The sequence below is a fragment of the Sphingomonas citri genome (assembly GCF_019429485.1).
Lineage (GTDB): Bacteria > Pseudomonadota > Alphaproteobacteria > Sphingomonadales > Sphingomonadaceae > Sphingomonas > Sphingomonas citri.
This window is the reverse complement of the sequence record NZ_JAHXZN010000001.1, coordinates 1735736-1761619: the sequence shown is the minus strand read 5'-3', so window position 1 is coordinate 1761619 and position 25884 is coordinate 1735736. Positions and strand designations below refer to the sequence as shown.

General features: G+C 70.2%; 30 protein-coding genes and 1 tRNA gene. 20 read left to right on the top strand and 11 right to left on the bottom strand.

Going from position 1 to position 25884, the window contains the following annotated elements; all coding sequences use genetic code 11:
- Window positions 1–51 precede the first annotated feature (51 nt).
- Complete coding sequence (locus KZ820_RS08070) at window positions 52–1167, top strand: mechanosensitive ion channel family protein (protein WP_258047787.1); 1116 nt, start codon at window positions 52–54, stop codon at window positions 1165–1167.
- A 709-nt stretch (window positions 1168–1876) separates the two neighbouring features.
- Here KZ820_RS08070 and KZ820_RS08065 read toward each other — a convergent pair.
- Window positions 1877–1950: transfer RNA gene (locus KZ820_RS08065), tRNA-Gly, on the bottom strand.
- 128 nt (window positions 1951–2078) lie between these two features.
- Between KZ820_RS08065 and KZ820_RS08060 the strand changes: the two genes are divergently transcribed.
- Entirely contained in the window at window positions 2079–2384 is a 306-nt protein-coding gene (locus KZ820_RS08060) for a chorismate mutase (protein WP_219748003.1), read from the top strand.
- Window positions 2385–2388: 4 nt separating this feature from the next.
- On the opposite strand, the gene KZ820_RS08055 is transcribed toward KZ820_RS08060, so the two are convergent.
- A complete protein-coding gene (locus KZ820_RS08055) occupies window positions 2389–3126 on the bottom strand; it encodes a murein L,D-transpeptidase catalytic domain family protein (protein ID WP_219748002.1) in 738 nt (245 codons plus the stop codon).
- Window positions 3127–3343: 217 nt separating this feature from the next.
- On the opposite strand from KZ820_RS08055, the gene KZ820_RS08050 reads away from it, so the two are divergent.
- Entirely contained in the window at window positions 3344–3928 is a 585-nt protein-coding gene (locus tag KZ820_RS08050) for a L,D-transpeptidase family protein (protein WP_219748001.1), read from the top strand.
- A gap of 69 nt (window positions 3929–3997) precedes the next feature.
- Here the strand turns inward: KZ820_RS08050 and KZ820_RS21855 are convergent, their stop codons facing one another.
- Window positions 3998–4747, bottom strand: a complete 750-nt coding sequence (locus tag KZ820_RS21855; RefSeq protein ID WP_258047786.1) for an energy transducer TonB — start codon at window positions 4745–4747, stop codon at window positions 3998–4000.
- Window positions 4748–4957: 210 nt separating this feature from the next.
- Window positions 4958–5848, bottom strand: coding sequence for a MipA/OmpV family protein (locus tag KZ820_RS08040; RefSeq protein WP_219748000.1), 891 nt, complete (start codon window positions 5846–5848; stop codon window positions 4958–4960).
- A 126-nt stretch (window positions 5849–5974) separates the two neighbouring features.
- On the opposite strand from KZ820_RS08040, the gene KZ820_RS08035 reads away from it, so the two are divergent.
- The 6 genes from KZ820_RS08035 to tatC all read left to right on the top strand — a co-directional run bounded on the left by KZ820_RS08035 (window position 5975) and on the right by tatC (window position 9990).
- Entirely contained in the window at window positions 5975–6976 is a 1002-nt protein-coding gene (locus KZ820_RS08035) for a glycoside hydrolase family 3 N-terminal domain-containing protein (RefSeq protein ID WP_219747999.1), read from the top strand.
- 231 nt (window positions 6977–7207) lie between these two features.
- Entirely contained in the window at window positions 7208–7942 is a 735-nt protein-coding gene (locus KZ820_RS08030; RefSeq protein ID WP_219747998.1) for a segregation and condensation protein A, read from the top strand.
- Window positions 7939–8508, top strand: coding sequence for an SMC-Scp complex subunit ScpB (gene scpB, locus KZ820_RS08025; protein WP_308462159.1), 570 nt, complete (start codon window positions 7939–7941; stop codon window positions 8506–8508). The genes KZ820_RS08030 and scpB overlap by 4 nt, the downstream gene beginning before the upstream one ends.
- Before the next feature lie 26 nt (window positions 8509–8534).
- Complete coding sequence (locus KZ820_RS08020; protein WP_132910323.1) at window positions 8535–8774, top strand: twin-arginine translocase TatA/TatE family subunit; 240 nt, start codon at window positions 8535–8537, stop codon at window positions 8772–8774.
- Between the two features lie 26 nt (window positions 8775–8800).
- A complete protein-coding gene (gene tatB / locus KZ820_RS08015) occupies window positions 8801–9214 on the top strand; it encodes a Sec-independent protein translocase protein TatB (protein ID WP_219747997.1) in 414 nt (137 codons plus the stop codon).
- On the top strand, window positions 9211–9990 hold the full coding sequence (gene tatC / locus KZ820_RS08010) for a twin-arginine translocase subunit TatC (RefSeq protein WP_219747996.1): 780 nt from the start codon (window positions 9211–9213) through the stop codon (window positions 9988–9990). The genes tatB and tatC overlap by 4 nt, the downstream gene beginning before the upstream one ends.
- Window positions 9991–10122: 132 nt before the next feature.
- Here tatC and KZ820_RS08005 read toward each other — a convergent pair whose 3' ends face one another.
- The 3 genes from KZ820_RS08005 to KZ820_RS21850 all read right to left on the bottom strand — a co-directional run bounded on the left by KZ820_RS08005 (window position 10123) and on the right by KZ820_RS21850 (window position 12307).
- The gene (locus tag KZ820_RS08005; protein WP_183924839.1) at window positions 10123–10257 is read right to left on the bottom strand and encodes an entericidin A/B family lipoprotein; all 135 of its coding nucleotides are present in this window, start codon (window positions 10255–10257) and stop codon (window positions 10123–10125) included.
- Between the two features lie 275 nt (window positions 10258–10532).
- Complete coding sequence (locus KZ820_RS08000; protein ID WP_444547588.1) at window positions 10533–12152, bottom strand: sensor histidine kinase; 1620 nt, start codon at window positions 12150–12152, stop codon at window positions 10533–10535.
- Window positions 12149–12307: a NepR family anti-sigma factor gene (locus KZ820_RS21850; protein ID WP_258047785.1), complete on the bottom strand. Its 159-nt coding sequence runs from the start codon at window positions 12305–12307 to the stop codon at window positions 12149–12151. The genes KZ820_RS08000 and KZ820_RS21850 overlap by 4 nt, the downstream gene beginning before the upstream one ends.
- Window positions 12308–12565: 258 nt before the next feature.
- On the opposite strand from KZ820_RS21850, the gene KZ820_RS07990 reads away from it, so the two are divergent.
- The 3 genes from KZ820_RS07990 (at window position 12566) to KZ820_RS07980 (ending at window position 14631) form a co-directional block, all read left to right on the top strand.
- Complete coding sequence (locus KZ820_RS07990; protein WP_183924835.1) at window positions 12566–13360, top strand: response regulator; 795 nt, start codon at window positions 12566–12568, stop codon at window positions 13358–13360.
- Between the two features lie 373 nt (window positions 13361–13733).
- Window positions 13734–13871 (top strand): hypothetical protein, encoded by a 138-nt coding sequence (locus KZ820_RS07985; protein ID WP_219747994.1) that lies wholly within the window; start codon window positions 13734–13736, stop codon window positions 13869–13871.
- Window positions 13872–13983: 112 nt separating this feature from the next.
- Window positions 13984–14631: a sigma-70 family RNA polymerase sigma factor gene (locus tag KZ820_RS07980; RefSeq protein ID WP_219747993.1), complete on the top strand. Its 648-nt coding sequence runs from the start codon at window positions 13984–13986 to the stop codon at window positions 14629–14631.
- Between the two features lie 289 nt (window positions 14632–14920).
- Here the strand turns inward: KZ820_RS07980 and KZ820_RS21845 are convergent, their stop codons facing one another.
- Window positions 14921–15043, bottom strand: a complete 123-nt coding sequence (locus tag KZ820_RS21845) for a hypothetical protein (RefSeq protein WP_258047784.1) — start codon at window positions 15041–15043, stop codon at window positions 14921–14923.
- Between the two features lie 87 nt (window positions 15044–15130).
- Here KZ820_RS21845 and KZ820_RS07975 point away from each other — a divergent pair, with 87 nt between their 5' ends.
- The 6 genes from KZ820_RS07975 to KZ820_RS07950 all read left to right on the top strand — a co-directional run bounded on the left by KZ820_RS07975 (window position 15131) and on the right by KZ820_RS07950 (window position 21992).
- Entirely contained in the window at window positions 15131–17785 is a 2655-nt protein-coding gene (locus KZ820_RS07975; RefSeq protein ID WP_258047783.1) for a bifunctional [glutamine synthetase] adenylyltransferase/[glutamine synthetase]-adenylyl-L-tyrosine phosphorylase, read from the top strand.
- Window positions 17758–18207, top strand: coding sequence for a peroxiredoxin (locus KZ820_RS07970; RefSeq protein ID WP_308462158.1), 450 nt, complete (start codon window positions 17758–17760; stop codon window positions 18205–18207). The genes KZ820_RS07975 and KZ820_RS07970 overlap by 28 nt, the downstream gene beginning before the upstream one ends.
- A 467-nt stretch (window positions 18208–18674) precedes the next feature.
- Complete coding sequence (locus KZ820_RS07965; RefSeq protein WP_219747991.1) at window positions 18675–19808, top strand: M23 family metallopeptidase; 1134 nt, start codon at window positions 18675–18677, stop codon at window positions 19806–19808.
- A 218-nt stretch (window positions 19809–20026) separates the two neighbouring features.
- Entirely contained in the window at window positions 20027–20365 is a 339-nt protein-coding gene (gene erpA, locus KZ820_RS07960) for an iron-sulfur cluster insertion protein ErpA (protein ID WP_219747990.1), read from the top strand.
- A gap of 50 nt (window positions 20366–20415) precedes the next feature.
- Window positions 20416–21186 carry an exodeoxyribonuclease III gene (gene xth, locus KZ820_RS07955; RefSeq protein ID WP_219747989.1) on the top strand — a complete coding sequence of 257 codons (771 nt, stop codon included), beginning with the start codon at window positions 20416–20418 and terminating at the stop codon, window positions 21184–21186.
- Window positions 21183–21992 carry a transporter gene (locus KZ820_RS07950; protein WP_219747988.1) on the top strand — a complete coding sequence of 270 codons (810 nt, stop codon included), beginning with the start codon at window positions 21183–21185 and terminating at the stop codon, window positions 21990–21992. The genes xth and KZ820_RS07950 overlap by 4 nt, the downstream gene beginning before the upstream one ends.
- A gap of 291 nt (window positions 21993–22283) precedes the next feature.
- Here KZ820_RS07950 and KZ820_RS07945 read toward each other — a convergent pair whose 3' ends face one another.
- Both KZ820_RS07945 and KZ820_RS07940 read right to left on the bottom strand, forming a co-directional pair.
- A complete protein-coding gene (locus tag KZ820_RS07945) occupies window positions 22284–22559 on the bottom strand; it encodes a hypothetical protein (RefSeq protein WP_219747987.1) in 276 nt (91 codons plus the stop codon).
- Window positions 22556–22732 carry a hypothetical protein gene (locus tag KZ820_RS07940; RefSeq protein ID WP_219747986.1) on the bottom strand — a complete coding sequence of 59 codons (177 nt, stop codon included), beginning with the start codon at window positions 22730–22732 and terminating at the stop codon, window positions 22556–22558. Before KZ820_RS07940 ends, KZ820_RS07945 begins: the two co-directional genes overlap by 4 nt.
- 275 nt (window positions 22733–23007) lie before the next feature.
- On the opposite strand from KZ820_RS07940, the gene KZ820_RS07935 reads away from it, so the two are divergent.
- A complete protein-coding gene (locus KZ820_RS07935; protein ID WP_219747985.1) occupies window positions 23008–23271 on the top strand; it encodes a hypothetical protein in 264 nt (87 codons plus the stop codon).
- A 74-nt stretch (window positions 23272–23345) separates the two neighbouring features.
- On the opposite strand, the gene KZ820_RS07930 is transcribed toward KZ820_RS07935, so the two are convergent.
- Window positions 23346–24497 carry an N-acetyltransferase gene (locus KZ820_RS07930; protein WP_219747984.1) on the bottom strand — a complete coding sequence of 384 codons (1152 nt, stop codon included), beginning with the start codon at window positions 24495–24497 and terminating at the stop codon, window positions 23346–23348.
- A gap of 120 nt (window positions 24498–24617) precedes the next feature.
- Here KZ820_RS07930 and KZ820_RS07925 point away from each other — a divergent pair, with 120 nt between their 5' ends.
- Window positions 24618–25709 (top strand): fatty acid desaturase family protein, encoded by a 1092-nt coding sequence (locus KZ820_RS07925; RefSeq protein ID WP_219747983.1) that lies wholly within the window; start codon window positions 24618–24620, stop codon window positions 25707–25709.
- Window positions 25710–25884: the final 175 nt, after the last annotated feature.

The following is a 25884-nucleotide window of genomic DNA, read 5'->3' as shown; positions in this document are numbered from 1 at the left end:
GTGCGCCCTCGTTACGCCCCCGGATCACCCACGCGACCCCGAGGAGCAACGATGGCCGCGCTGACCCGAACGCTGCACGCGTGGACGCGCGAGATGCCGGACTGGCTGCTCGGTCTCTCCTATGTCGTGGGTGCGGTGGCGCTGGCGGTGGTGGCGCACCGCGTGATCGTCTGGGTGGCCCGGCGCGCCACCCGCGCGCGCCCCGAGAGCACCGCGGCCGTGTTCGTCGAGCGCGTGCGCAAGTTGCTGCGCTGGCTGCTGATCGCGATCGCGCTGGCGGCGGTGCAGCCCGCGCTCGACCTGACGCGCGGCGCCGCGACCTTGTGGGCACGTGCTGCCGCGCTGCTTGTCCCCGGCCTGATGGGCTGGTGCGCCATCGTCGCGATCGGGACGGTGATCGACGTGATGATGCGCCGCGCCGACATCAGCGTGGAGGACAATCTGCGCGCGCGGCGCCGCCGCACCCGGCTCGGCATCCTGCGCCAGATCATCGTCTCGCTGATCCTGCTGGTGACGATCTGCACGATGCTGATGACGATCCCGAGCGTGCGCAGCCTCGGGGTGACGCTGGCGGCCTCGGCGGGGCTCGCCGGGCTGGCAGTGGGCGCCGCCGCGCAGCCCGCGCTGAAGAACCTGATCGCCGGCTTCCAGATGATCTTCACCGAGCCGATCCGCATCGACGACGTGGTGATCATGGACGGCGAATGGGGGCGGATCGAGGAAATCCGGCTGACCTATGTCGTCGTCAAGATCTGGGACGAGCGCCGGCTGGTGGTGCCCGTCTCCAAGTTCCTCGAGCAGAGCTTCCAGAACTGGACGCGCCAGTCGAGCGCGCTGCTGGGCAGCGTGTTCTGGTATCTCGACCCGGCGGTGGACGTCGAGCGGCTGCGCGCCAAGCTCGGCGAGATCGTCACGGGCAACCCGCGCTGGGACAAGCGCTTCTGGAACCTGCAGGTGACCGACACCAAGCCCGACGGCTCGATCGAGCTGCGCGGGCTGATGACCGCGCGCGACGCCTCCACCGCGTTCGACCTGCGCTGCGACGTGCGCGAGGCGCTGCTCGGCTTTATCCGCGCCGAGATGCCCGAGGCGCTGCTGCGGCGTCGCGTGCTGGTGGAGGGCGAGCAAGCGGCCTTACCTGAGCCGGAACGGATGCTCGGCCGCTAAGGCCGTACTGAGGCGAAAATCAACCGAGAACGAGTCGCCCAAGCGATGAGCAACGATGAGGCTAAGTCCCGCAACGTCGTAGTCTGTATGATATCGTGCGCGGCTAGCGCTATGACGCGCCGGTTCTTGATGATCTGCGTCACGATGCCGTGCGATTTTCTTCGACTTTGGAAAATAGCTGCTACACCAAGCCATTATTTGAGAGGTCAGTGAATCAGATATACGTGCATAGACCTAGATTCAGTTACATGGAATGGCGTTTGAATAAGGTGAAACTAGCGAAAGCCTGCTGTGCGCGGTGCGACCGACCTGCGGGTTCGTTTCAAGTGGCATAAATCTGATCGCAGACGGCCGCGACGCCGGATGACGAGCAAGGCGAAGCCGGCGCGCGGATGTACTCGCCAAGGCTGGGGCCGTTCACGGCCACCATAATCACCGTGCCGGGCTGAACGTCGAAGGCGCTATGAAGTCTGGGTAGGTTGTATCCGACAGGAACGTCGAATTGATGACCTAAGCTGCGCTTCGATTGAGAGCGGCGCGTGTGGCGCGCGGTGGCAGCCGTAAGTGAATCAGGGGGTACTCCGAGCCGTCCGCCGAGGTGCCATGTACACGTCGCTGACCTGCTAAGCCGCAGTTCTGCGATGTTGACCCTGCGGGTCCAAGCCGCGTCTCAGCCAGGAAGAAGCGAAGAGGCCGGCGGGCATGGCCGTGGAGCGGGTGAAGGGAATCGAACCCTCGTCGTAAGCTTGGGAAGCTTCTGCTCTACCATTGAGCTACACCCGCGTCCCGGCGCGCCGGAAGGCCCAGCGCGCCTAACCGATTCGCGAGGCGCGGGCAAGCGTCATCCCCAAAGCCACCGCAGAGCGTCGCCGCGCTGGACAGCGCCTGCTCACGCGGGCAGGCAGCGCGACATGACCGAGATCCTCGCCGGCCCCGACTGCACCAACATGGCGGAGGTGCGCGCGGGCGTCGACTCGCTCGATCGCGAGCTGGTCGCGCTGCTACGCCGCCGGTTCGATTACATGGACGCCGCGGCGCGCATCAAACCTGAGCGCGGCCACGTCCGCGACGAGGCGCGCAAGGCGCAGGTGATCGCGCAGGCGCGCGCAGCGGCGGAGGCGCAGGGGCTGCCCGGCGACGCGATCGCGGCGCTGTGGGAGCGACTGGTCGAGGCGTCGATCGAGTATGAGCTCGCCGCCTTCGACCGCCGCGGCTGACGCCTCACACCTTGGCGGCGTAGATCATCCGGCCCGGACCGAGCCGCTCGAACACCTCGGTCAGCTCGCTCTCTCCCACCGCGAAACAGCCCTGGCTGCGCCCCAGCATGCCGCGCTGGCGGATCATCTCGGGGTTGGCGTACCAGGCGGCGTGCACCACGATCGCGCGCGACAGCGCATTGTCGTTGGTGCGGTCGAGACCGATCAGCCGCTGCGACTTGCCGTGCTTGCCGACATAATAATCGGCCGCGAGGAAGGCGCCTTCGCACGACGCGTTCGAACCGTCGGTGTTGGAGAAATGCTGGAGATAACCGGTGTGCGTCGGGTCGGAGCCGCTGCCGTGCGCGACCAGCTTGGAGACGGTGCGACCGCTCTCCAGGTTGATCAGGTGGAAGCGCGGCTCGCTCGACCCCGCGCTGAAGTCGGCCACGGCGATCCGATCGCGCTGGGCGATGCGGTCGCCATGACGCTCGAGCGCGGCCATCGCGCGCTGCAGCAGCCGCGGGTTGACCCCGGGCGCCGAGATCGCCGTCGGCCGCGCCGGCGCGGCCATCACCGGGCGCGGTGCCGGGGCGTGCGGCGTCTGGAAGAAATCGTGCGGTACCAGGCTTTCAGGGTTGCCACGCGCGCGATCGCGCATCCCCGCCGACACCGCGCCCGGGATCATGAGAGCACCCGCGAACAGTCCGCCGGTCTTCAACAAAGCACGGCGCGACTGCACCCGGTCGTGCGTGTCCATCATCACTTCGGTTAATCCCCGCTGCATTGGCTGGGATATAGCATGGACCTGGTTAACGATCGTCAACGTTTGCGGCGTGCCGTGCGCTCGTTCCGATCACTTGCCGCGAAAGCGCAACGCTTCGTCGCTGGCACCAAAAGGCTGATGGCGCGTTTGTTGCAGCGAACGGGCGGGACGCGAGCGCGTGGCGGCCGACAATTCGATCGTGATGGAGGCCTTGATGCGGCGATTCGCTGCTCGTGGAATCGTGCGTTCCGTGCTGCCGCTGGTCGGCGCGTTCGTGCTGGTCGGCGCCGCGGTGCCGGCGGCGCGGGCGGAGACGATGGACGATCTGGCTATCACCGAGGCGGCGGCGGTGATGGCGCCAGGGCGTTACCTCTGGGCCGACGACGCCGCTGTCACCGGCCCGGTGAGCGTGCTGATCTCGCTGCCCGACCAACGCGCCTATGTATTTCGCGGGAGCAAGATGATCGCGGCCTCGTCGGTGTCGACCGGCTCGGACGAGAAGCCGACGCCGCTCGGCCGCTTCACGATCCTCGAGAAGAAGGCGATGCATCGCTCCAACCTCTACGACGACGCGCCGATGCCGTTCATGCAGCGGCTGACCTGGGACGGCGTGGCGCTCCACGCCGGGCGCAACCCCGGCTTCCCGGCGTCGCACGGCTGCGTGCGGTTGCCTGCCGCCTTCGCCAAGAGGCTGTTCGCCGCGACCGCGCTGGGCGCCACCGTCGAGGTGACCGACGAGGCCTATGTCGCCGGCGCGATGATGGAGCCGGGCGGCGGGCGCGAACTGGCGCGGCGATAGCCTTCCCGGCGTTACGCTCTCAGGCGCGCGCGTCGACGGGACCGTGCCGGCAGCACCTCGCGACGACGTTCAGCGGCTCGCCGCTTCCGCCTCGATCACCCACTCGTGATTCTCGAGGATCCACGCCGGCACCGCTCGTCCGGCCGCGTCACGCGAGGGGTCGTAGCGGAAGCGGCGCTGAATCAGGCGGCAGGTCGTCGCGTCGAGCGACTGGCTACCGCTCGATCGCATCACCTCGCAGTCGCGCACGCGCCCGTCGGTCCATACCAGGAACTTGACGGTGACGGTGCCCTGGAAGCCCGCCTCGCCGACCTCGGGGGGATAATCGGCGTCGGTCAGCCGGCCGCGCTTCCACACCGGCGCGCGGTCGCCGCCCCCGCCGCCGCCATCGCCGTCGCCCCAGCCGCCGCTGCCGGTACCGTCGCCCGCTCCGCCCGCGCCGGTGCCGGGGCCGACCCGCTCGGTCGCGCCCTGCGTCGGCGCGCTGCCGGCGAACGGCTTGAGCGCGACGGTGATCGGCGGGGGGGGCACCGGCACCATTACGATCGGGCGCGGCGCCGCCACCTGGGTCGCTTGGCTGCGGACGTTGGGCGGGGCGGCGCGACCCGAGCGGCGAGGGCTGGTCGCGCGCTGCGGCGCCACCTTGGTCTCGGGGCGCGGCGGCGGAGGTAGGGGCTGGAACAGGGCCAGGCCCTGGTCGACCCGCTCGCGCACCGCGCCGCCGGCGAGCCCGACCAGCAGCGCCCAGCCGAGCAGCAGCGTCAGCGCCGCCGAGGCGAGCGCCGCACCGTACCGATCCTGCCGAGCTGCCGCGTACATGAGCGCTATATGGAGCGTCCGCGATGAATTGCGCGTGAGCGGGGGAGGCGCACACGGCGATCGTCGCGGCATCGCAGGACGGCGCCGGGCACTACACGGCCATCTTAACCAGCGTCATCAGGTCGACCCCCAAGAGGTAAGGGGACAGAAGATGGTCGCTCCGACGGGGGGGGGGGGCGCGCGCGACACCTCACCGAGCGCGCGCCAGCATCACCGCCGGATCGAGAAGGTATAGGTGAGCGCGATCCCCGCCGATAACTGGTCCTGCGAGTTCACCCGCCGGATCACGGGCGAGCGTGCGGCGTCGTCGATCAGCCGCTGATACACCGCCTGCGCCTGCACGCCCCAGCGCGGCGTCAGCGCGTAGATCACGCGGCTGGTCGCGCCGAGCGACTGGATGCCGCCGCCGGGCGAATAGACTGCCAGTCCGGTCCGCGCCGCGGCCTCGGGCGAGACGCCGAACCAGGCGCGCTGGTAGCGTGAGTCGGTCACCACCACGCGGGGGCCGAGCGAGACGAGCCAGGCGTCTCGGTCGCGGCGGACATAGTCGACCCCGAGCTGGCTGATCCAGCCCTCATGCCCGCCCAGGCCCTTGCGCACCTCGCCGTGCCAGCGCCAGCGGTCGTCGGTCCAGGTCTGCGCATAGCCGCCCAGCTCGACGGTGCGACCGACCGCGGGGAGGCCGGGGACGATGTCGTCGGTGCGGCGCCGGCCCTGCAGCTCCACCGTCGGGCCGAACTCGGTGCGGCCGCGGCGGATCAGCGCGATCGTGGTGCCGTCGTCGGGCGCGCCATAGCCGAAGGGCGTGTCGCCGCGCGCGCGCGCCACGCTGATCATCGGGGTGAGCCGCAGCGCGTCGTTGCCGGGGAAGCCGGGCACCAGCTGCGGTCCGAGCCCGACGCGCACGCGCAGCGGTTCTCGTCGCTTCTCCTGCCCGGGCTCGGTCCGGATCAGCGGCTGGTCGGCGAGCACGTCGGGGGCGGCCTGCTGGGGCGCGGTACCGTCCGGCGGTCCGGCAGGCTGTTGCGCGACCGCGGGCGGCGCGGTGACCGCCGCCACGGTCGCAGCGAGAACGAGCCCGGCCAGAATGCGGTACGACATGCGACTCCCCTCCGCGCCGCGATGGACGCCGATCAACGCGCGATCGGCGCACCGGCTCCGGCGCCGGCCGCGCCTGCCTATCATAGAGGATTTCCCACGTCCGCCCGCGCGCTCTACAAGCCGGGCATGAAGCCCGTCATCTTCGGCCTGTCCGGCCTCGAGCTCAGCGCGTCCGAGCGCGACTTCTTCCGCGCCGCGCGCCCCGCGGGCTATATCCTGTTCAAGCGCAACGTGGCGGATCGTGCTCAGCTGCGCGCGCTGACCGACTCGCTGCGCGCGCTGGAGGGGCACGACGACGTGCCGATCCTGGTCGATCAGGAGGGCGGGCGCGTGGCGCGGCTGGGTCCGCCCGAGTGGCCCGCTTTCCCGGCCGGGCCGGCGTTCGACCGGCTGTACGATCTCGCCCCCATCTCCGCGATAGAGGCGGCGCGCGCCAACGCGCACGCACTGGGGCTGATGCTGGCCGAGGTGGGCATCACGGTCGACTGCCACCCGATCCTCGACGTGGCGCGCGCCGACACCACCGAGGCGATCGCGTCGCGCGCCTTCGGCGGCGAGCCGATGCGCGTCGCCGCCATGGGCCGCGCCACGCTCGAGGGGCTGGCCGCGGGCGGCGTGGTCGGCGTGGTCAAGCACATGCCGGGGCACGGCCGCGCGCTGCTCGACACGCACTACCACCTGCCGACCGTCACCGCCTCGGCGGAGGAACTGGAGGACGATCTCGCCCCCTTCCGCGCGCTGGCACACGCGCCGATGGGGATGACGAGCCACATCGTCTTCGAGGCCTGGGACCGCGAGCGGCCGGCGACGCTGTCGCCGATCGTGATCGAGCAGGTGATCCGCGGGGCGATCGGCTTCGACGGGCTGCTGATGACCGACGACATCGACATGAAGGCGCTGTCGGGCACCGCGGGCGAGAAGGCGGTTGGCGCGATCGCGGCGGGCTGCGACCTGGTGCTCGACTGCTGGGCGCGGATGCCCGAGATGGAGGAGATCGTCGCGCGGCTCGACGACATCGCGCCGGTGTCGCTGGCGCGGCTGGAGCGCGCCATGGCGACGCTGACCCCGCCCGCGGGCGCCATGGCGGCGCTGCTCGACACGCGCGACCGCTTGCTGGCGCTGGTGTAGGCGGACACTTCGCTGCTCGTTCCCCGGCGGAGGCCGGGGTCCAGGTGGGAAGGCCGTCGCGGGTCTCACCATCGTCCCCCAACTGGGCCCCGGCTTCCGCCGGGGGAACAGGAGTGTGGGGGAGGGCACAGGCCCAACAGAGCGCGCCCTCTAGCCCCGCCCCGAGTCACGTGCCACGGTGCGGCGCATGTGCCGCATCAGCGCCTTGCCCTCTCGCCCCGGCGCCACCCGGTGAGCGACGCGCCCGAGCAGCTGACACTCGATCTCGACGGCTGGGAAGGTCCGCTCGACCTGCTGCTGTCGCTCGCGCGCGCGCAGAAGGTCGACCTGCGCGAGATCTCGATCCTCGCGCTGGTCGAGCAATATCTCCGCTATGTGGAGCGCGCGCGCGTGCTCCAGCTCGAGCTCGCCGCCGATTATCTCGTGATGGCGGCGTGGCTGGCCTATCTCAAGTCGGCGCTGCTGCTGCCGCGCGACCCCGAGGTCGAGCCCGACGCCGACGAGCTGGCGATGCGGCTGCAGCTGCGGCTCGAGCGGCTCGACGCGATGCGCGACGCCGGCGCGCGGCTGATGGCGCGCGACCGGCTGGGGCGCGACGTCTTCCGCCGCGCTGCCCCCGAGGGGCTGCGCACCGTGCGCAAGGCGCAGTGGACCGCCGATCTCTACGAGCTGATGACGGCCTACGGCCGCGTCTCGGCGCGCTCGCGCCCGGTGATGCACGTCGTCCACGACCGAGAGGTGATGACGCTGGAGGCGGCGATCGCGCGCGTCGCGGCGCTGGTCGGCAGCGCGATCGACTGGCGCGTGATCGAGGCCTTCCTGCCCGAGCAGGCGAGCGTCGCGCTGCGTCGCTCGGCGCTGGCGTCGAGCTTCCTCGCCGCGCTCGAGCTGGCGCGGCAGGGGCGGGTCGAGCTGCGGCAGGAGGCGCCGTTCGCGCCGCTCTACCTGCGGCGACCGGCGGCGTGAGCCACGCGATCGAGCGCGCGGTGGAGGCGGTGCTGTTCGCCAGCGCCGAGCCGCTGTCGATCGACTCGCTGCGCGCCTATGTCGGCGACGGCGACATCCGCACCGCGATCGCCGCCGTCGCCGAGCGCTACCGCGGAGGCGGCGTCGAGCTGGTCGAGCGCGGCGGGCGCTGGCACTTCCAGACCGCGCCCGATCTCGCCCACCTGCTGCGCCGCGACCGCGAGGAGGTGCGGCGGCTCAGCCGCGCCGGGATCGAGACGCTCGCGATCATCGCCTATCACGAGCCGGTCAGCCGCGCCGAGATCGAGGCGATCCGCGGCGTCCAGGTCGCCAAGGGGACGCTCGACGTGCTGATGGAGGCGGGCTGGGTCCGTCCCGCCGGGCGGCGTGAGGTGCCGGGGCGCCCGCTCACCTACGCGACCACGCCCGAGTTCCTGTCCCATTTCGGGTTGGCGAGCCGGCGCGACCTGCCGGGGCTCGACGATCTGCGCGCCGCCGGACTGCTCGATCCGGTCGATCTCGCCTTCGAGCAACTCGCGGTGGAAAAAGACGCCGACGACGACTAGATGACACGCAATTAGGAGATTCCGTGATGGGCAGCTTCAGTCTTCCGCATATCCTCATCCTCGCGATCGTCGCGGTCCTGCTGCTCGGTGGCGGGCGCTTCTCGAACCTGATGGGGGACGTCGCCAAGGGCGTGAAGAACTTCAAGAAGGGCATGGCCGAGGAGGACGCCGAGGATCGCGCGCCCAAGCCGCGCATCGAGGCGCAGTCGAGCGCCGAGCCCGCGTTCGATCGCGACGCCGACCGAGTCCGCGAGGAGCGGCGCTGATCCCTCGCACCCGGCCGGCACGCTGAATGTTCAACATCGATTCGTCCGAGTTCCTGCTGGTCGCGCTGGTCGCGCTGGTGGTGATCGGCCCCAAGGACCTGCCCAAGGCGATGCGGGTGGTCGGCTATTGGGTCGGCCGCGCGCGCGCGGTCGGGCGCCAGTTCCGTGCCGGCTTCGACGAGATGGTGCGCGAGGCCGAGCTGGAGGAGATGGAGAAGAAGTGGAAGGCGGAGAACGAGCGGATCATGCGTGAGCACCCGATGATCCCGCCGCCCCCGTCCGAGCCCGCGTCGGGCGATCACACGCCCTCGGATGCGTCGCTGGCGCCGTCGCACGATCACGCGCAGGAGGAGCACCCGCCGGTGATGGTGGAGCAGCCGCGCGTCGTGCCGGGCGGGCCGCACGAGACTCCGCCCGCCGACAGCAAGGCGCCGTCGTGAGCGAGGTCGTGGACGAGCTGGAAGACAGCCGCGCGCCGCTGCTCGACCATCTGCTCGAGCTGCGCCGCCGCCTGCTCTACTGCATCGCCGCGGTGGTGCTGTCGTTCGCCGTTTGCTGGTATTTCGCCGAGGATATCTTCGCCTTTCTCGTCCAGCCGCTGCTGAGCGCGGGGCAGAAGACGCTGATCTACACCCAACTGTTCGAGGCCTTCTTCGTCCAGGTGAAGGTCGCCTTCTTCGCCGCGATGATGATCTCCTTCCCGGTGATCGCGATGCAGCTGTGGCAGTTCGTCGCGCCCGGCCTGTACCGCAAGGAGAAGCGCGCGCTGCTGCCGTTCCTGCTGGCCACGCCGGTGCTGTTCCTGCTCGGCGCGTCGATGGCCTATTATGTCGCGATCCCGATGGCGCTGCACTTCCTGCTCGGCTTCTCCGGCACGGTCGGCGGCGTGCACCAGCAGGCACTGCCGGCGATGGGCTATTATCTCAGCTTCGTCATGCAGTTCCTGTTCGGCTTCGGCGCGGCCTTCCTGCTGCCGGTGTTGCTGATGCTGCTGGAGCGCGCCGGGATCGTCACCCGCAAGCAGCTGATCGGCGCGCGGCGCTACGCCATCGTCGGCGCCTTCGCCATCGCCGCGGTGCTGACCCCGCCGGATGTCGGCTCGCAGCTGCTGCTCGCGATCCCGCTGGTGATTCTCTACGAGCTGGCGATCGTCGGCATCTGGTTCACCGAGCGGAAGCGCGCGCGCGAGACCGCGGCCGCGCTCGAAACGGAGTAGGGGATGGCGCTCGATCTCCCCTGCAAGGGGCAGATCTGAGCGCGCTCTCCACGCCACGCCACCCCAACCCCATAGCAAAAGGCGGGCCGCGTCGCCGCGACCCGCCTCCCGTGCGACCCCGAAGGGATCCCGTTACTTCGACTTGTCCGCCGCGGTGCTGACCGCGTCACCCGCGGAGGAGACGTCCTTGCCGACGCCACCGACCGTGTTGCACGCCGCCACCAGCATCACGCCGGCCAGTGCCGCGACCGTCATCACCTTACGCATCGAACCGCCTCCTAGAAGATCATGCCAACAATGCGCGGCCGACACGATCGTTCCGCCGCTGCAATAGCTTGCGGTGCGTGGTCGACGGTGTGGGCGAGATGATAAAGGCCCGGAAGCGTCACCGGGGGGGGGAGGGGTGGACGCTTCCGGGCCTATGTCGCGGACAGCGAGAGCGGGGGGGGGCATAAGGTCGCTGTCCGATTTGCTGAACGGACCTTCCTACGATCGGTTCCGCTGCCGCGGCATTATTTTCCAAAGCTTTCGAAGGGCCGCTCTCACTCGCTGCCGGTCACCGCGACCGCGATCTCATAGGCACCCGAGAGCGGGTCGTGTTGCAGCGACGAGCGCAGCTGACGGGTCAGCCCCTCGATCACGCGGCCGTAGCGGTGGCCGAGGCCGTCGCGCAGCACATCGCTGTCGACCAGCGCGCGCGACGACAGCCGCAGCATCGCCCTCTCCGCCGTACCCGCGACGGGCTTCAGCGAGATGCGCAGCTGCGCCTCGGGCGCGCAGGTCATCGCCAGCTCAACCAGCTCGGTCACGAGGAAGGCAACAGCCACTGCCACGTCCTGGGTGACGTAGAAGGGGTCGATGTCGAGCACGATGCCGATGCGCGTGCCCTCGGGCGCGGTCGCGCGGATGCTTGAGGCCAGCTCGCCCAGCACCGAGCGCAGACCCACGCCGCGATTCTCTTCCATCTCGGCGAAGTGATAACGGTGGACCACCGCGAGCGCGTCGACACGGCGCTGGATCGAGGCATAGGCCTGGGTCGCCTCCGCGCTGCGCGCGCCGCGCGCGTGGAAGTTGATCAGGCTCGAGATCACCTGCAGGTTGTTCTTGACGCGATGGTGCACCTCGCGCGTCAGCTTGGTCTGGCGCACCAACCCCTCGGCGAGGCCGGCCTCGTGCAGCGCGACGGTGCGGCTGAGCGCGCGGAACGTGTCGCCAAGGTCGCGGATCTCCTGCGCCGGCAGCGCGCGCAGCATCGCCGGGTCGGGCTGGTCGCCGGGAGCATAAGCCGCGATGCTGCCCCGCAACGCGCGCAGCGGCGCGATCAGCAGGCGATCGACCACGAACCAGCTGATCGCCGCCGCCAGCGCCCACATCAGCAGCGGTAGCGCCAGCGCGATCAGCAGCGGTGAGCTGATCGGTGCGCTGCGCACCTGCATCTCTAGAGCCAGCCCGGCGACGGCCAGATCGTTGCGCGCCGCCTCGCGCCGCTCGAACGCGCTCTCGCGCGCCAGCGGGTCGAGCTCCAGCCGCTGGTTGCCGAGCGTCAGCGTCGAGCCATAGTCGAGCGCGAAGCCGCTCGGCCGGCTGAGCTGCTGGAGGAAGGCGGCGGGAAAATAGGCCGCCGCGCTGATCCCGTTGGCACGACCCGCGATGCGCAGCATCAGCCCGCGCCGCCCGCCCGCCGCACCGTCGATCAGCCGCGCGCTGACCACCGCTGGATCGGACTGGCGCGCGAAGGCGGCGGCGCCGGGGAAGGGCTCGCCGCAGATCGGCCGGCCGCGACGATCGAGGATGACGAAGCTGGTGCCCGCCGCCGACTGCTGCGCGAACACGCCCTGCGCGCGTGCGCAGCTCGGCGCGTCCCCGCGATCGGCGGTGAGCGCGTCGACCGCGACGCGCAGCGCTGTCATGTCGCCGACCAGCTCGATCGCGATGGCGCGGCTCGACTCGGCGGCGGCGACGCGCAGGTGCGAGCGCAGTTCGGTGTCGGCAATCTGGGTGACGCGCAGCGTGGCGAAGATCGCGATCAGCGCCAGCGGCAGCAGCGCGATGCTGAGGATCAGAAAGAGCTTGGCGCCCGTCGGCCAGCGGCCGACGAACTCGCCCCGCCCCGCGGGCGGAAGCGGGGCGTCAGCGGCTCCGGTCGCCGCCACCTCGGTCAGTCAAGCTTGCCGAGCAGGGAAAGGAGATCGTCCGGCACGCTTTCCTCGACGGTCTTCTGATAGACGGAGCGCAACGCCGAACCCATGTCCCGATTCTTCGAGTGCGCGACGGTGCCCTTCTTCGGCTTCTCCGGCGCTTTCTTGTCCGACGTCAACGCTTACCCCCCAAGACAACCCGGCCCCAGCGACCGCTGGGCGGGTCGAGCGGAACACGATGGAACATCCATATGCTGCTGGCACGGTTGGCCGCGCTCGCCGGATGAAACCAAATAGCCCCTCGATGGTTCCCCCGCCGTGCGACGAAAATCGCCGGCCGGGGGGAACTTATTGCCACGGTTGCGCACCGTCCACGACGGGTATCACGACACGCGGCGGCGCAATCGCGCCATGCCGTGAGGGAGGGCTTTCTACACATGTCGCTCGGACAACAACTCGCGCCGCATCTTCCGTTCCTGCGCCGCTACGGCCGCGCGCTGACCGGGAGCCAGGCGCAGGGCGACCGCTACGTCCGCGCGACGCTGGAGGCGATCGTGGCGGCGCCGGATCAGTTCCCGCGCGACGTCGATCCGCGGCTCGGTCTCTACCGTACCTTCCAGGCGATCTGGAACTCGGCCAATTTCGACGAGGTCGAGAGCAGCGAGCCGGCCGAGGAGCAGGAGGCGGTGGCACGCGCGCGGCTGTCGCGGATGACGCCGCTGTCGCGCCAGGCACTGCTGCTCACCGCCATGGAGGGCTTCACGCCCGAGGACGCGGCCTACCTGATCGAGGTCGAGCCGTCCGAGGTCGACTCGCTGGTGGCCGAGGCGCTCGCCGAGATCGAGAAGCAGACGCGCGCGCGCGTGTTGATCATCGAGGACGAGCCGATCATCGCGATGGACATCGAGTCGATCGTGCGCGACCTTGGCCATGAGGTCACCGGCGTGGCGGTGACCCGCGACGAAGCGGTGGCGCTGGCGATGGAGGATCGTCCCGGCCTGGTGCTGGCCGACATCCAGCTCGCCGACGACAGCTCCGGGATCGACGCGGTGAAGGACATCCTCGCCGAGTTCAACGTGCCGGTGATCTTCATCACCGCTTTCCCCGAGCGGCTGCTCACCGGCGAGCGGCCCGAGCCGACCTTCCTGATCACCAAGCCGTTCCAGCGCTCGACGGTGAAGGCGGCGATCAGCCAGGCGCTGTTCTTCGACGAGACCACCGTCCCGGCGTGAGGGAGTGGGCGGCGGGGGCGCTGACGCGCCCTTCGCCGCGCGCGGTCTGCGCGCCGGTGGCTGCCACGACCCATCGCAAGAGTTGAGGGAGCGCCGCCTCCTCACCCACGAGACGTCATCCCTGCGGAGGCAGAGATCCAGACGCGCGACCGGCGCGACTCCATCGCTGACCTCGGCGCGTCTGGATTCCCGCCTTCGCGGCAATGACGGGGGGGTGCCGGGAGCAGCGACTCGCGATGAGTTCAAGCGCTGTCGGGCCGGCTGAATGACGACGCCGCCCCGCAGTTGCCGGTGCCGTATAGAGACGCCAACCGCCCCCGCGACTTGTTCCCATCCTTACGGACCCAAAACGGTCGAACCGCGTTGAGGCCTCATGGCAGACGACAATGATCGAGTTCATCTCGAGACCGACGAGGCCCGCGCCGGCAGCACGCCGGGCATGACTCGCTACATCCTCGCGGCGTCGCTGGTGCTGATCGTAGTGGTCTTCGCCGCCATCCTGCTGTCCTGACGCGATGCTCGAACAAGTGGTGCGTGATGGGCTGGCCAACCGGCCGGCCGATACCTATCTTCCAGCCTCGGACGAGCGCCAGGACGGCGCCGCGCCAGCACGACGGAGCGGCATGACCCAATCACCCTCGCATGGGAACGAGGCGTCGGCCCCGGCGCCGACGGAATATGTCGCGCTGTCGGATCCCGAGTTCAAGAAACAGCTCGCGCTCGTGATCCCGCATCTGCGTGCGTTCGGCCGCTCGCTCTCGGGCAACCGCGATCTCGCCGATGACCTGGTGCAGGAAACGCTGCTCAAGGCGTGGGCGGCGCGCAAGCGCTTCCAGGCGGGCACGAACATGCGCGCCTGGACCTTCATCATCCTGCGCAACCTTTTCCTCAGCCAGATGCGCCGCGCGCGCTTCAAGGGCGAATGGGACGATCTGGTCGCCGACCGCGTGCTCGCCGCGCCTGCCAGCCAGGACAAGCACGTCGAGCTCGCCGACATGCAGCGCGCACTGATGCATCTGCCGCAGCCACAGCGCGAGGCGCTGATCCTCGTCGGCGCGGGCGGCTTCGCCTATGAGGAAGCCGCTGAGATCTGCGGCGTGGCGGTCGGCACGATCAAGAGCCGCGTCGCGCGCGGTCGTGTCGCGCTCGAGGCGCTGATGACCGATGGCGCGCTCTCGTCGCGCCGCGACCATGAGGTGAGCGGCGACCGCACCACGCTGGACTCGATCATGAACGAGGTGGACGAGCTGAGCCGCGACCGCGACGCCTGAGGGTGGGTATTCGGGCGGGAAGCTGACGCTCTTGTTCAAGATGCCGTCATCCTGGGCTTGTCTCAGAATCCACTGCGCCGCGGGCGAGACAGTTCGATCTCGCCCGCCACGCGCCATCCGATACAAATTCTTCCAACCGGCGTTGGCTCGCGTCACGATCGCTAGCGGATCCTATGCCACGCCTCGCGTACGGAGAAGTAGATCCTGGAACGAGTTCAGGATGACGCCGCGATGTAGGGCGAAACGTCTCTTCCTGACCGCGCCGCCACGTCGAACGATGAAGCCTCGGTCAGTGCGCGCCGCCACCTAGCTTCGATAGCAGGTGCGCCATGTCGCTCGGCAGCGCCTTGTCGCGGCGATAGGCCGCGCGCAGCGATCCCGCCAGCACGTCCCCGGCCTGCGGCGCGCGCACGACATAATCGCCGCGGGGGCCGCTGGATGAGGAAGGAAGGTCTGCTACCATGTTGCGGCAACGTGCGACCCCGGCTTAGGTTTCGACATGATGACTCTCCGGTTCGACGAGGCGCGCCGGCGGGCGGAACGATATGCGCCGTTCCTGCACACCCTGCTCCAGCGCGAGACCGCTACCGCCGACGCACTCTCGCTCCCCGATCTGCCGCTCGCGCGGCAGCTGCGGCTCGAGCGGCGTGCGCTCGCGCTCGATGTGGCGCTGGGCGATCTCGCCGGCGCGCTCGACCTCACCGCCGTCACCGCGCGGCTCACCGACTTCGCGGACTCAGCCCTGGATCGCGCCGTCGCCGGCGCGATCGCCGAGCGCACGCCGGACGCCGCGCCGCGCGGCTTCGTCGCGATCGCGCTGGGCAAACAGGGCAGCCGCGAACTCAACTACTCGTCCGACATCGACCCGATCTTTCTCTACGATCCCGCGACCCTGCCGTGTCGCGCCCGCGAGGACGTCGCCGACGCGGCAGTGCGAGTCGGCCGGCGGGTGCTCGAGCTGCTCCAGGCGCGTGACGCCGACGGCCATGTGCTGCGCGTCGACCTGCGGCTGCGCCCCTCGCCCGAGGTCACACCGATCGCGATCCCGATCGACGCCGCGATCAGTTACTATGAGTCGCAGGCGCTGCCGTGGGAGCGCGCCGCCTTTATCCGCGCACGCGTGGCGGCGGGCGACCGCGCGCTGGGCGCCCGCTTCGTCGAGGCGATCCGTCCCTTCGTGTGGCGGCGCAGCCTCGATTTCGGCGCGGTCGGCGAGATCCTCGACATCACGCGCCGCATCCGCGACCATCACGCGCAGGGCCAGGCGTTCGGCCCCAACTTCGACCTCAAGCGCGGCCGCGGCGGCATCCGCGAGATCGAGTTCTTCGCGCAGATCCACCAGCTGATCCACGGCGGCCGCGACCCGTCGCTGCGCGCGCCGGCGACCCGCGACGCGCTCGCCGCCCTCGCCCGCGCGGGGCGGATCGACGCCGCGGACGCCGCCGCGCTGGCGGACGCCTACACGCTGCTGCGCACGATCGAGCACCGCGTCCAGATGATCGACGACCGCCAGACCCACGCGCTGCCCGCGGGCGAGTCGCTCGACCGGGTCGCGCGGCTGCACGGCCTCGACGACGGCGCGGCGCTGCTCGCGCTGCTCGCGCCACAGGTCGAGCGCGTCGCGGCGGCGTTCGACCGGCTCGCCCCCGTCTCCGCGGCGGGTCTGCCGTTCGACCCGGCGCGGCTGGGCGACACGCTGAGCGAGGCCGGTTTCGCCGATGCCGAGGACGCGGTGCGTCGCGTCGCGGCCTGGCGCGAGGGGCGTTATCCCGCGCTGCGCTCGGCGGCGGCGCAGAGCGCGCTCGAGGCGGTGCTGCCGGCGCTGGTCGGCGCGCTGGCGCAAGCGCCGGTGCCCGCGGTCGCGCTCAACCGCCTCGACCGGCTGTTCGAGCGATTGCCGAGCGCGGTGAACGTCTTCCGCCTCCTCGAGGCGCGCCCGGCACTCACCTCGCTGCTGGCCGAGTTGCTCAGCCACGCACCGACCCTCGCCGACGAGCTGGCGCGCCGCCCCGACCTGCTCGACGGCCTGATCGACGCGAGCGCCTTCGCATCCGTCGGCGAGATCGCCGCGCTGGCGGCGGAGATGCGCGCCGTGGAGGAGGGGGCGGATTATGAGGCGCTCCTCGATCACGTGCGGCGGGTCGTCGGCGACAAAAGGTTCGCGCTCGGCGCGCAGATCGTCGCCGGGGCGGCCGACCCGCTCGACGTCGCGGCCGGCTATGCGCGCGTCGCCGAGGCAGCGATCGAGACGCTGGCGAGCGCCGCCGCGGCCGAGTTCGAGCGCGCGCACGGTCGCGTACCCGGCGGCGAGCTCGTCATCCTCGCGCTCGGCCGGATGGGCGGGATGGCGCTCACCCACGCCTCCGACCTCGACCTGATCTATCTCTTCACCGGCGACTTCACCGCCGAGTCTGACGGCGCCAAGCCGCTCGGCGCGACGCTCTATTTCACGCGGCTGGCGCAGCGGGTCACCGCGGCTTTGTCGGTGCCGACCGCGGCGGGGCCGCTCTACCCGGTCGACACGCGGCTGCGGCCCTCGGGCGCGCAGGGTCCGCTGGTGGTCAGCCTCGACAGTTTCGCTCGCTACCAGCGCGAGGAAGCGTGGACCTGGGAGCATATGGCGCTGACCCGCGCGCGCGCCGTCTTCGGCTCAGATGACGCGCGCGCCGCGGTGGCGGCGATCGTCGCCGCGGTGCTGGCGGGCGAGCGGCCGGTGCGCGACGTGCCCGCCGAGGCGGCCGAGATGCGCGCCGAGATCGCGCGGCACAAGCCGCCGCAGGGGCCGCTCGATGCCAAGCTGCTGCCGGGCGGGCTGGTCGACCTGGAGTTCGCGGTGCACGTCACCCAACTGACGCGGCGGTGCGGCTTCGACCCGCGGCTGAGCGTCGCGATCGACGCGCTGGTGGCCGAGGGCGCGCTCGCGCCGGCGATGCGCGACGCTTACGCGCTGCTCGCCCGGCTGCTGGTGACCGGACGGTTGGTCGCGCCCGACGCGCAGGAGCCCGGCGCGGCGGCGACCCGCGCGCTGATCGCGCGTGCGGTGATGCTGCCCGACTGGGAAACGCTGCTTGCCACGCTGGACCGGGTGCGCGAGAGCGTCGCCGCCCAGTGGCAGGAGAGTATCGCGTGGACACCATCCCCGACGTCACCGTGACCGGCACCGACGGCGCGCCGCTGAGGCTGCGCGACCTGCCGCGACCGCTGATCGTCTATTTCTATCCCAAGGACGACACGCCCGGCTGCACCCATGAGGCGCTCGACTTCTCCGCGCTGGCGAGCCGCTTCGCCGCCGCGGGCGCGTCGATCATCGGCATCTCGCGCGACACCGTCGCCAAGCACAACAAGTTCATTGCGCGCCACGGGCTCGGCATCCCGCTCGGCAGTGACCTCGACGGCAGCGTCACCGAGGCGTTCGGCGTGTGGGGCGAGCGGCAGATGTACGGCCGCACTTATATGGGGATCGAGCGCGCCACCTTCCTCTACGGCCCCGACGGTCGGCTGGTGCGCGCGTGGCGCAAGGTGAAGGTGCCGGGCCATGCCGAGGAGGTGCTGGAGGCGGCGCGTGCGCTGGGCTGACGCGGGCGCCCGAGCGGCCGCACGTCGCTAGAGCGATCAGGGCGCCGCTGCGCAGGGCGAAGTCGTCCATAGCCCCACCGTCATCCAGAACTTGGTTCGGGATGACGGAGGCCTATCTTGCGTCTGCCGCGTTCAATCGTCTCAGAAATCGAACTCGCTCCATCGCTCCACATCGGAGCAAACTCCTCGTCCTGTGCCAGTCACTCGCGCCGATCCGCCACCAGGAATCGCTCGCAACTCACGTAAATCACGCGAGCACTGGCTACTCGACTCGGCGAATTACAACGACTCGCCGCGTCTCTCCGTCGATCGGGCGCGCTGCCGCGCCGCTGCTCTTGCCCGATTAACCCTGCTCGGGTCACAAACCTTTGTGCCCGGGAGGCTTCGTCTCCGGGGCGGCAGTTCGAGAAAAGGGGAAGACCGCGCGGCAGCCCGCCGCCCGGTCGCAGTCTTTGATCTGGGGTTCGATGAACGACACCGCTCTTACGCCGGCCGCGCGCCCGCTCGATCGTCTGCGCGCCGCTTATGGCACGCGCCGCCTGATGGCACGCGGCGGCGCCGCGATGGTCCTCGGCCTCGCCGGCTATGGCGCGGTCGCCGCCAGCCAGCAGGTCGCGGTCGCGACCGGGCTCAAGCCGGCGCCGACCAGCGAGCGCAAGCTGGCCAAGATGGAGCAGAAGGTCACTCAGCTCCAGACGCGGGTCGCCACCATCCGCCGCACCGCCGAGCTCCACGCCAGCCGCATCGAGCAGCGCCAGGCGCTGCTCGCCGCCGCGCTGACCGGCGAGGGTGAGAGCCGCGAGCTGGCGCGCGCGACGCTGGCGATCGATCCCGACGCGACCCGCCTCGCCGCCGACACGATCAAGCCCTTCCTGCGCGTCGAGACGCGCCAGGCCGAGCTCGCCGCGGTGGCGCAGCGCGAGCTCGACCAGCGCTACGCCGCGACCGCCAAGACGGTGCGCAAGCTGGGCATCTCCACGGCGCGGCTGGCGAAGGGTGGCAGCGCGATGGGCGGCCCGCTGGTCGAGGCCAACAGCGCCGAGGCGCGCGCCGATCTCGCCGCCGACCAGCAGTTCCGCTCGCTGTTCATGAGCTGGAAGAAGCTCGACCGGCTCGAGCAGGGCGTGATCGCGATCCCCTCGGTGCAGCCGGTGCAGAAGCTGCAGTTCACCAGCAATTTCGGCATCCGCAGCGACCCGTTCCGCGGTACTGCGGCGATGCACGCCGGCGTCGACATCCCCGGTCCGAGCGGCACGCCGATCTACGCCACCGCCGACGGGGTGATCAGCCACGCCGGCCGCCAGGGCGGCTACGGCAACATGGTCGAGATCAACCACGGCAAGGGCATCGCGACGCGCTACGGCCACCTGTCGAAGATCCTCGTCTCCGACAACACGCGCGTGAAGCGCGGCCAGCTGATCGCGCTGATGGGGTCGACCGGGCGCTCGACCGGCCCGCACCTCCACTATGAGGTGCGGATCGACGGGCACGCGGTCAACCCGGTGCCGTTCCTGACCACCGCCGACTATCTGATGGCCGCGCAGGACCGCGCCGTCGGCCAGATCCCGGTGTCGACCTCGGGCCCCGCACCGCAGGACTGATCGCTTCGCTTTAGGAGGGGAGGGCCGGCGCCGCGCCGAGCGGGCCGGCCCTTTCTCGTTAGTGCCTGCTTATCCCTCCTCTGAGGAAAGGGGTAGGGGTGGGGCGCTTCCGCATGCGACTCACTCGCGGGGAGGCCCACCCCGGCCCTCCCTGAAGGAGAGGGAGCGGCAACGCCCGCCCCCTTTCCCCCGCCGCCCCCCACGCCTATCTTACCCGCATGGCCACGCTCGCACCCGCTATCGCGCTCACCCCCGCCGCCGCCGCGCGCGTCGCGGCGATCGCGGCGCGGCAGAACAAGCCCGCGATCCTGCGCCTCGCCGTCGAGGGCGGCGGCTGCTCGGGATTCCAGTACCGCTTCGGCTTCGCCGATGCGCCCGAGGCGAGCGACCTCGTGGTGGAGACCGACGGCGTGCGGCTGGTGGTCGACGACGTCAGCCTCGATCTCGTCCGCGGCGCCAGCGTCGACTATGTCGAGTCGCTCGGCGGCGCCTCCTTCAAGGTGGAGAACCCGCAGGCCGCCAGCGGCTGCGGCTGCGGCACCAGCTTCTCGGTCTAAGACGCGCGCGGGGCGAGACAAAGCCCACGCGGCGCGATAGACCGTCGCGGGTGAAGATCGTCACCTACAACGTCAACGGCATCAAGGCGCGGCTGCCGCGGCTGCTCGAGTATCTCGAGGAGGCGCAGCCCGATGTGGTGTGCCTCCAGGAGCTCAAGTCGAGCGACGAGACCTTCCCCGAGGCGGAGGTGCGCGCCGCAGGCTATGGCGCGGTGTGGCACGGGCAGAAGGGCTTCAACGGCGTCGCGGTGCTCGCGCGCGGTGCCGATCCGGTGGAGCGCCAGCGCGGGCTGGAAGGCGAGCCCGACGACGAGCACAGCCGCTACCTCGAGTGCGACGTCGCCGGGCTGACGGTGGCGTCGATCTATCTGCCCAACGGCAATCCCCAGCCCGGCCCCAAGTTCGACTATAAGCTGCGCTGGATCGAGCGGCTGCGTGCGCGCGCGGCGCAGCTTCTCGCCAGCGAAGTGCCCGCGGTGCTGGCGGGCGACTATAATGTCATTCCCAATGACGATGACGTCTTCTCCGTGCGCGCGATGGCGAGCGACGCGCTGATGCAGCCCGAGAGCCGCCAGGGCTATCGCGCGCTGGTCGCGCAGGGGTGGACCGACGCGCTGCGCGCCCGCCACCCGCGCGGCGGCGTCTGGACCTTCTGGGACTATCAGGCAGGTGCGTGGCAGCGCGACGCGGGCTTCCGCATCGATCACCTGCTGCTCAGCCCGGCGGTGGCCGACCGGCTGGTCGAGGCCGGCGTCGACAAGGAGTATCGCGGCCGGGAGAAAGCGAGCGACCACGCGCCGACCTGGGTGCGGCTGCGATGATGCGCGCCGGCCTGTTCGCCGCCGGGCTGCTGCTGGTGGCCGCGCCCGCGATCGCGCAGGACGATCCGGTCACCGAGCGGTTCTGCCCTAACCGGCCGTCACTCGGTGCGAGCGGCTGCGTCACCATGCCGGGGCAGGTGCAGGTCGAACTCTCGGGCGTGGACTGGCAGCGCGACGACAGCGGCGACTCGCGCGAAGACCTCACATTGTTCGGCGACGTCACCGCGCGGTTCGGCGTGACGCGGGACAGCGAGCTGCAGGTCGAGTTCACGCCGCTGGGCACGCTGCGCACGCGCGACAAGGTGACCGGCGCCGTCTCACGAAAGTGGGGAGTTGGCGACACGACGATCGGCTATCGCTACGCGCTGAGTCACCCTGACGGCCGCGCCCTGTCGTCCGCGATTCAGCCCTATGTCACTCTACCGACCGGCCGCAGCGGAATCGGCGACGGCGACTGGTCGGCGGGGGTGATCGCGCCGGTCTATTGGCAGATGAACGACAAGTGGAGCCTCGACTTCACCGGTCGCGCCACGGCGGCGGCCAACGAGGAGGGCGGCGGGCGGCATTTCGACGCGAGCGGCGTCGTCGGCCTCGGCTATGCGCTGACCGACAGCCTCACCGCGGTGGCGGAGTTCTCGGTCGAGCGCGACGACGATCCCGCAGGCCATGTCACGCAGACGCTCGCGGCGGGGTCGCTGGCGTGGCAGCCGACCAAGCGGACGCAGATCGACCTGCTCGCGGTCGCGGGTCTGAATCATGACTCGCCCGACGCACGGCTGGTGTTGGGCGGCGCGTTCCTGTTCTGAGCACAAGGGGCGGACCGCTCCTCCTCCTCTGGCGTCATCCTGAGCTTGTCCCAGGATCCGCTGATCCGCACACCTCGCGGCCGCTGTTGGATCGGCGCGTTGGCCCCCTAGAGCATTCAGGAAGTCGCCTTGTGAAGTGAAGCGGCGCGCTCAACCGAGGAACTGATCGGCCTGATCTGCACCCACGGTGAGCTCCGGTAAACGCCGAAGCCCAGAGTTATCAACGTAGCCACTTGCCGCTTCGGCCTCCCGCGTGCGCGGGAGCACGTTGCGGCTCCGGTGGATCGGTCGCTAGGCAGCGCCGTCCGGCTGCTGCAGCGCGATCAGATCGAGCACCTGCCGCGCGCCCTCGTCGCTCGCCGCGGCGAGCTTGAGCGGGCGAGCCCCCAGCCCGACATCGGCGTTGAGAAAGGCCATCGCGCCCGCGAGGCCGAGCCGCTCGGTCGCGGCGCGAACCACCTGGCTCTCGCGCGCCGCGCTTTCGGGTGACAGCTTGGGGACGCTGCTGGCCGGGCGGAAATAGGGGCGGCGCGGCGGGCGCGGGGCGGGTTGCGGCTCGTCGCTCACGCGCCAACCACCACGGTCGGGCGGACGACGCCGGCGAGCCACTGCACGTCGGCGATCCGCGCGGCATAGCCCTTCGCGCAGATCCGGTAAGCGTCGCGGCCGCTCGCGCTGGCGGCATCCGAGGCGCGAGCGATCGATATCTGGTGGCGTGAGTAGAGTTCGTTGAGGTCCATGTCGGTCTCCCTGCGTGCAAGCGGGAGCGCGTTCGGTCTCTCAGCTATCCAGGCTCGCGTGGTCAGATCTGGACAGTGCCTACGAGATGGGGTCGTCGCGCCCATCCACAAGGGCTCGCCATCTTCTGGCGAAATTCGCCGGATGTCGGCGGCGGCCCTGGCTGCGCAGAATGGATGAAGTCCGTAAGTCCCTCAAAATAGGGTGAAATAGTCGATTGGCACGGTGCCTGCAAAGCACTTGGCGTCCCCGATCAACGGGGCAGGGAGACACTGCCATGAACGCCACCATCGTCGCCGCGCTCACCAGCCTGGTCCTCGTCGCGCCCGCGCAGGCCGAGCCGACCAGCCCGGCGGCAGCCGCCACCACCACGAGCGCCGCCGCCGTCGCGACCCCGGCCGAGGGCGGCGTCAAGGCCCGCACCCCCAACACGCGCTATTGCTACAACACCGAGGCGACCGGCTCGCACATCATCCAACGCGTCTGCCACACGCGCGCCGAGTGGAAGGACCTGGGCGTCAAGGTTCCCGAGAAGCTGTGACGGCCGCCAGCGGGCGGACGGGAGGGAGCGGCGCCGCGCCGGCCGAGGCGCGCGGCGCCGCCGGCTCCCCCGGATCAGAGCGTCCGCTCGTAGACCTGATAGACCTTGTTGACCTGGCTCTCGATCGCGGTGGCGATCGAGTTCATCCCCTGATTGTCGTCGAGGATCCAGCCGATCTCGCCGCGCGAGGCGCCATAGTTCGCCACCGACGCCTTGCGGATCGCCTCGATCATCATGAAGGCGAGCTGGCTGGCCAGCCGCGACGATTGAAGCTCCTTGCGCACACCCATCAGCGGCACGCGCATCGTGCGGACGCGCGGCTTGCGCAGCCACAGGAGCAGCTTTGCCCAGCCGAACGGGAGCAGGCTGCCGTTTAGCGGGCGGATCGCCTCGTTGAGGTCGGGCAAGGTGATCATGAACGCGACCGGCCGGCCGTCGACCTCGGCGATGCGGATCAGGTCGTTGAACACGATCGGCTTGAGCTTGACGCCCACGTCCTTGATCTCGGGCGGGGTGAGCGGCACGAAGCCCCAGTTATCCGACCAGGCGTCGTTGAGGATCTCGAGGATGATCGCGGCTTCCTCGTCGAAGCGCTTCTTGTTCACCTCGCGCACGACGATGCTCTTGTTGTTCTCGCCCGAGCGGATGATCCGCTTCACGATCGGCGGGAATTCCTGCGTGATGTCGAGCTCGTAGGTGACCAGCTGCTTCACGGGTCGGTAGCCAGCGCGCTCGATCCACTCGCGATAGACCGGCTTGTGGTGCCCCATCATCACCGTGGGCGCCTGATCGAAGCCCTGGATCAGCAGCCCCGGCTCTTCCCAGATCGACATGCTGATCGGCCCGAGCGCGCGCACCATGCCCTGCTCGCGCAGCCACGCCTCGGCGCGCGCCAGCAGCGTGCGGAAGATGTCCTCGTCCTCCGCGTCCATCAGCCCCCACTGCCCGACACCGGGGCCAAAGCCCTGCGCCGCGGGCATCTCGAGCGCGAGCGTGTCGATATGCGCCGAGATGCGCCCGACCACGCGGCCGTCACGCCGTGCCAGGAAGAGCTGCGCCTTGGCATGGCTGAACCAGCCGTTCTTCTCCGGCGTGATCAGTCCCAGCGCCTCGCCCTTCAGCGGCGGCACCCAGTGGGGATCGTCGGCATAGAGGCGGAAGGGCAGATCGACGAACGCCTTGCGCTCGCTCTTGGTAGTGACCGGGGTGATGGAGAGATCGGACATGGCGCTCGCCCGTAAACGGAGAAACCGATCATAGCGAGCGAGCTTTTACTGGCAACGGCGAGTGCGTGCGTCCTGTAAAGGTCACGCTGTCGCCACTATGTTGGGCCAATGAACAGCGCCATGAACACGATGACCTTCGAGAGCCGGGGCGAGAACGCGGCTGCCGCACCCGTCGCCAACCGGGCGGCGATCGCGGACGACAAGGCGATGCTGCGCGCCGCCGCCGAGCTCACCCGCGACCTCGTGCAGCCGCGCCCCACGCTCTACTGGGCCGATCTGGTCGGCTCGGCGGTGGTCGGCTACGCCGCGCTCGCGGTCGCGGTGACCGTCGCCTCGACCGGCTGGGCGGTGCTCGCCGGGGTCGTCGCGGTGCTGGCTCTGTATCGCGGCATGAGCATGATCCACGAGATCAGCCACATCAAGCACGCCGCGGTGCCGGGCTTCCGCGCCGGCTGGAACGCGCTGATCGGTGTGCCGATGATGATCCCGTCGTTCATGTACGAGGGCGTCCATAACCTGCACCACGCCAAGACACGCTACGGCACGGCGGAGGACCCCGAGTATCTCCCGCTGGCGTTGATGCGGCCCTGGACCCTGCCGGTCTTCATCCTGGTGTCGGCGCTGGCGCCGATCGGGCTGCTGATCCGCTATGCGCTGCTGGCGCCGCTGTCGGCGCTGTCGCCGCGGCTGCGCGAGGCGGTGGTGGCGCGCTACTCGGCGCTGTCGATCAACCCGCACTTCCGTCGCCGTGCGCCGCAGGGCGAGGAGAAGGCGCGCTGGACGCGGTGGGAGATCGTCACCTCGCTGTGGGCGATCGCTCTGCTGGCGCTGACGGCGACGGGCGCGGTATCGCTCAAGGCGTTCGCTATCTTCCTGGCGGTCGGCTCGGGCGTAGCGCTGATCAACCAGGTGCGCACGCTGGTGGCGCATCTGTGGGAGAATGAGGGCGAGCCGATGAGCGTCACCGCCCAGTATCTCGACACGGTGAACGTGCCACCGCCCGCGCTGCTGCCGGTGCTGTGGGCGCCGGTGGGGCTGCGCTACCATGCGCTGCACCATCTGCTGCCAGGCCTGCCGTATCACGCGCTGGCGGAGGCGCACCGGCGCATCTCCAAGGTGCTCGAGCAGGACTCGCCCTATCACAAGGCGAACTACGCCGGGCTGCCGGGGCTGGTGGGCAAGCTCGCCGCCGCGACGATGCGGGGTCGCTGAGGGAGAGGCGGCAGCGCTGCCTACCGCATCCTTCCCGATCGTCCGCCTGGCGTCATCCTGAACTCGTTTCAGGATCCACCCGACCCCAGCATCACCGATCGCGGCGCCTCCGGGACAGTGGATCCTGAAGCAAGTTCAGGATGACGGCAGTGGTGAGATGACGGCCTCGCCGCCC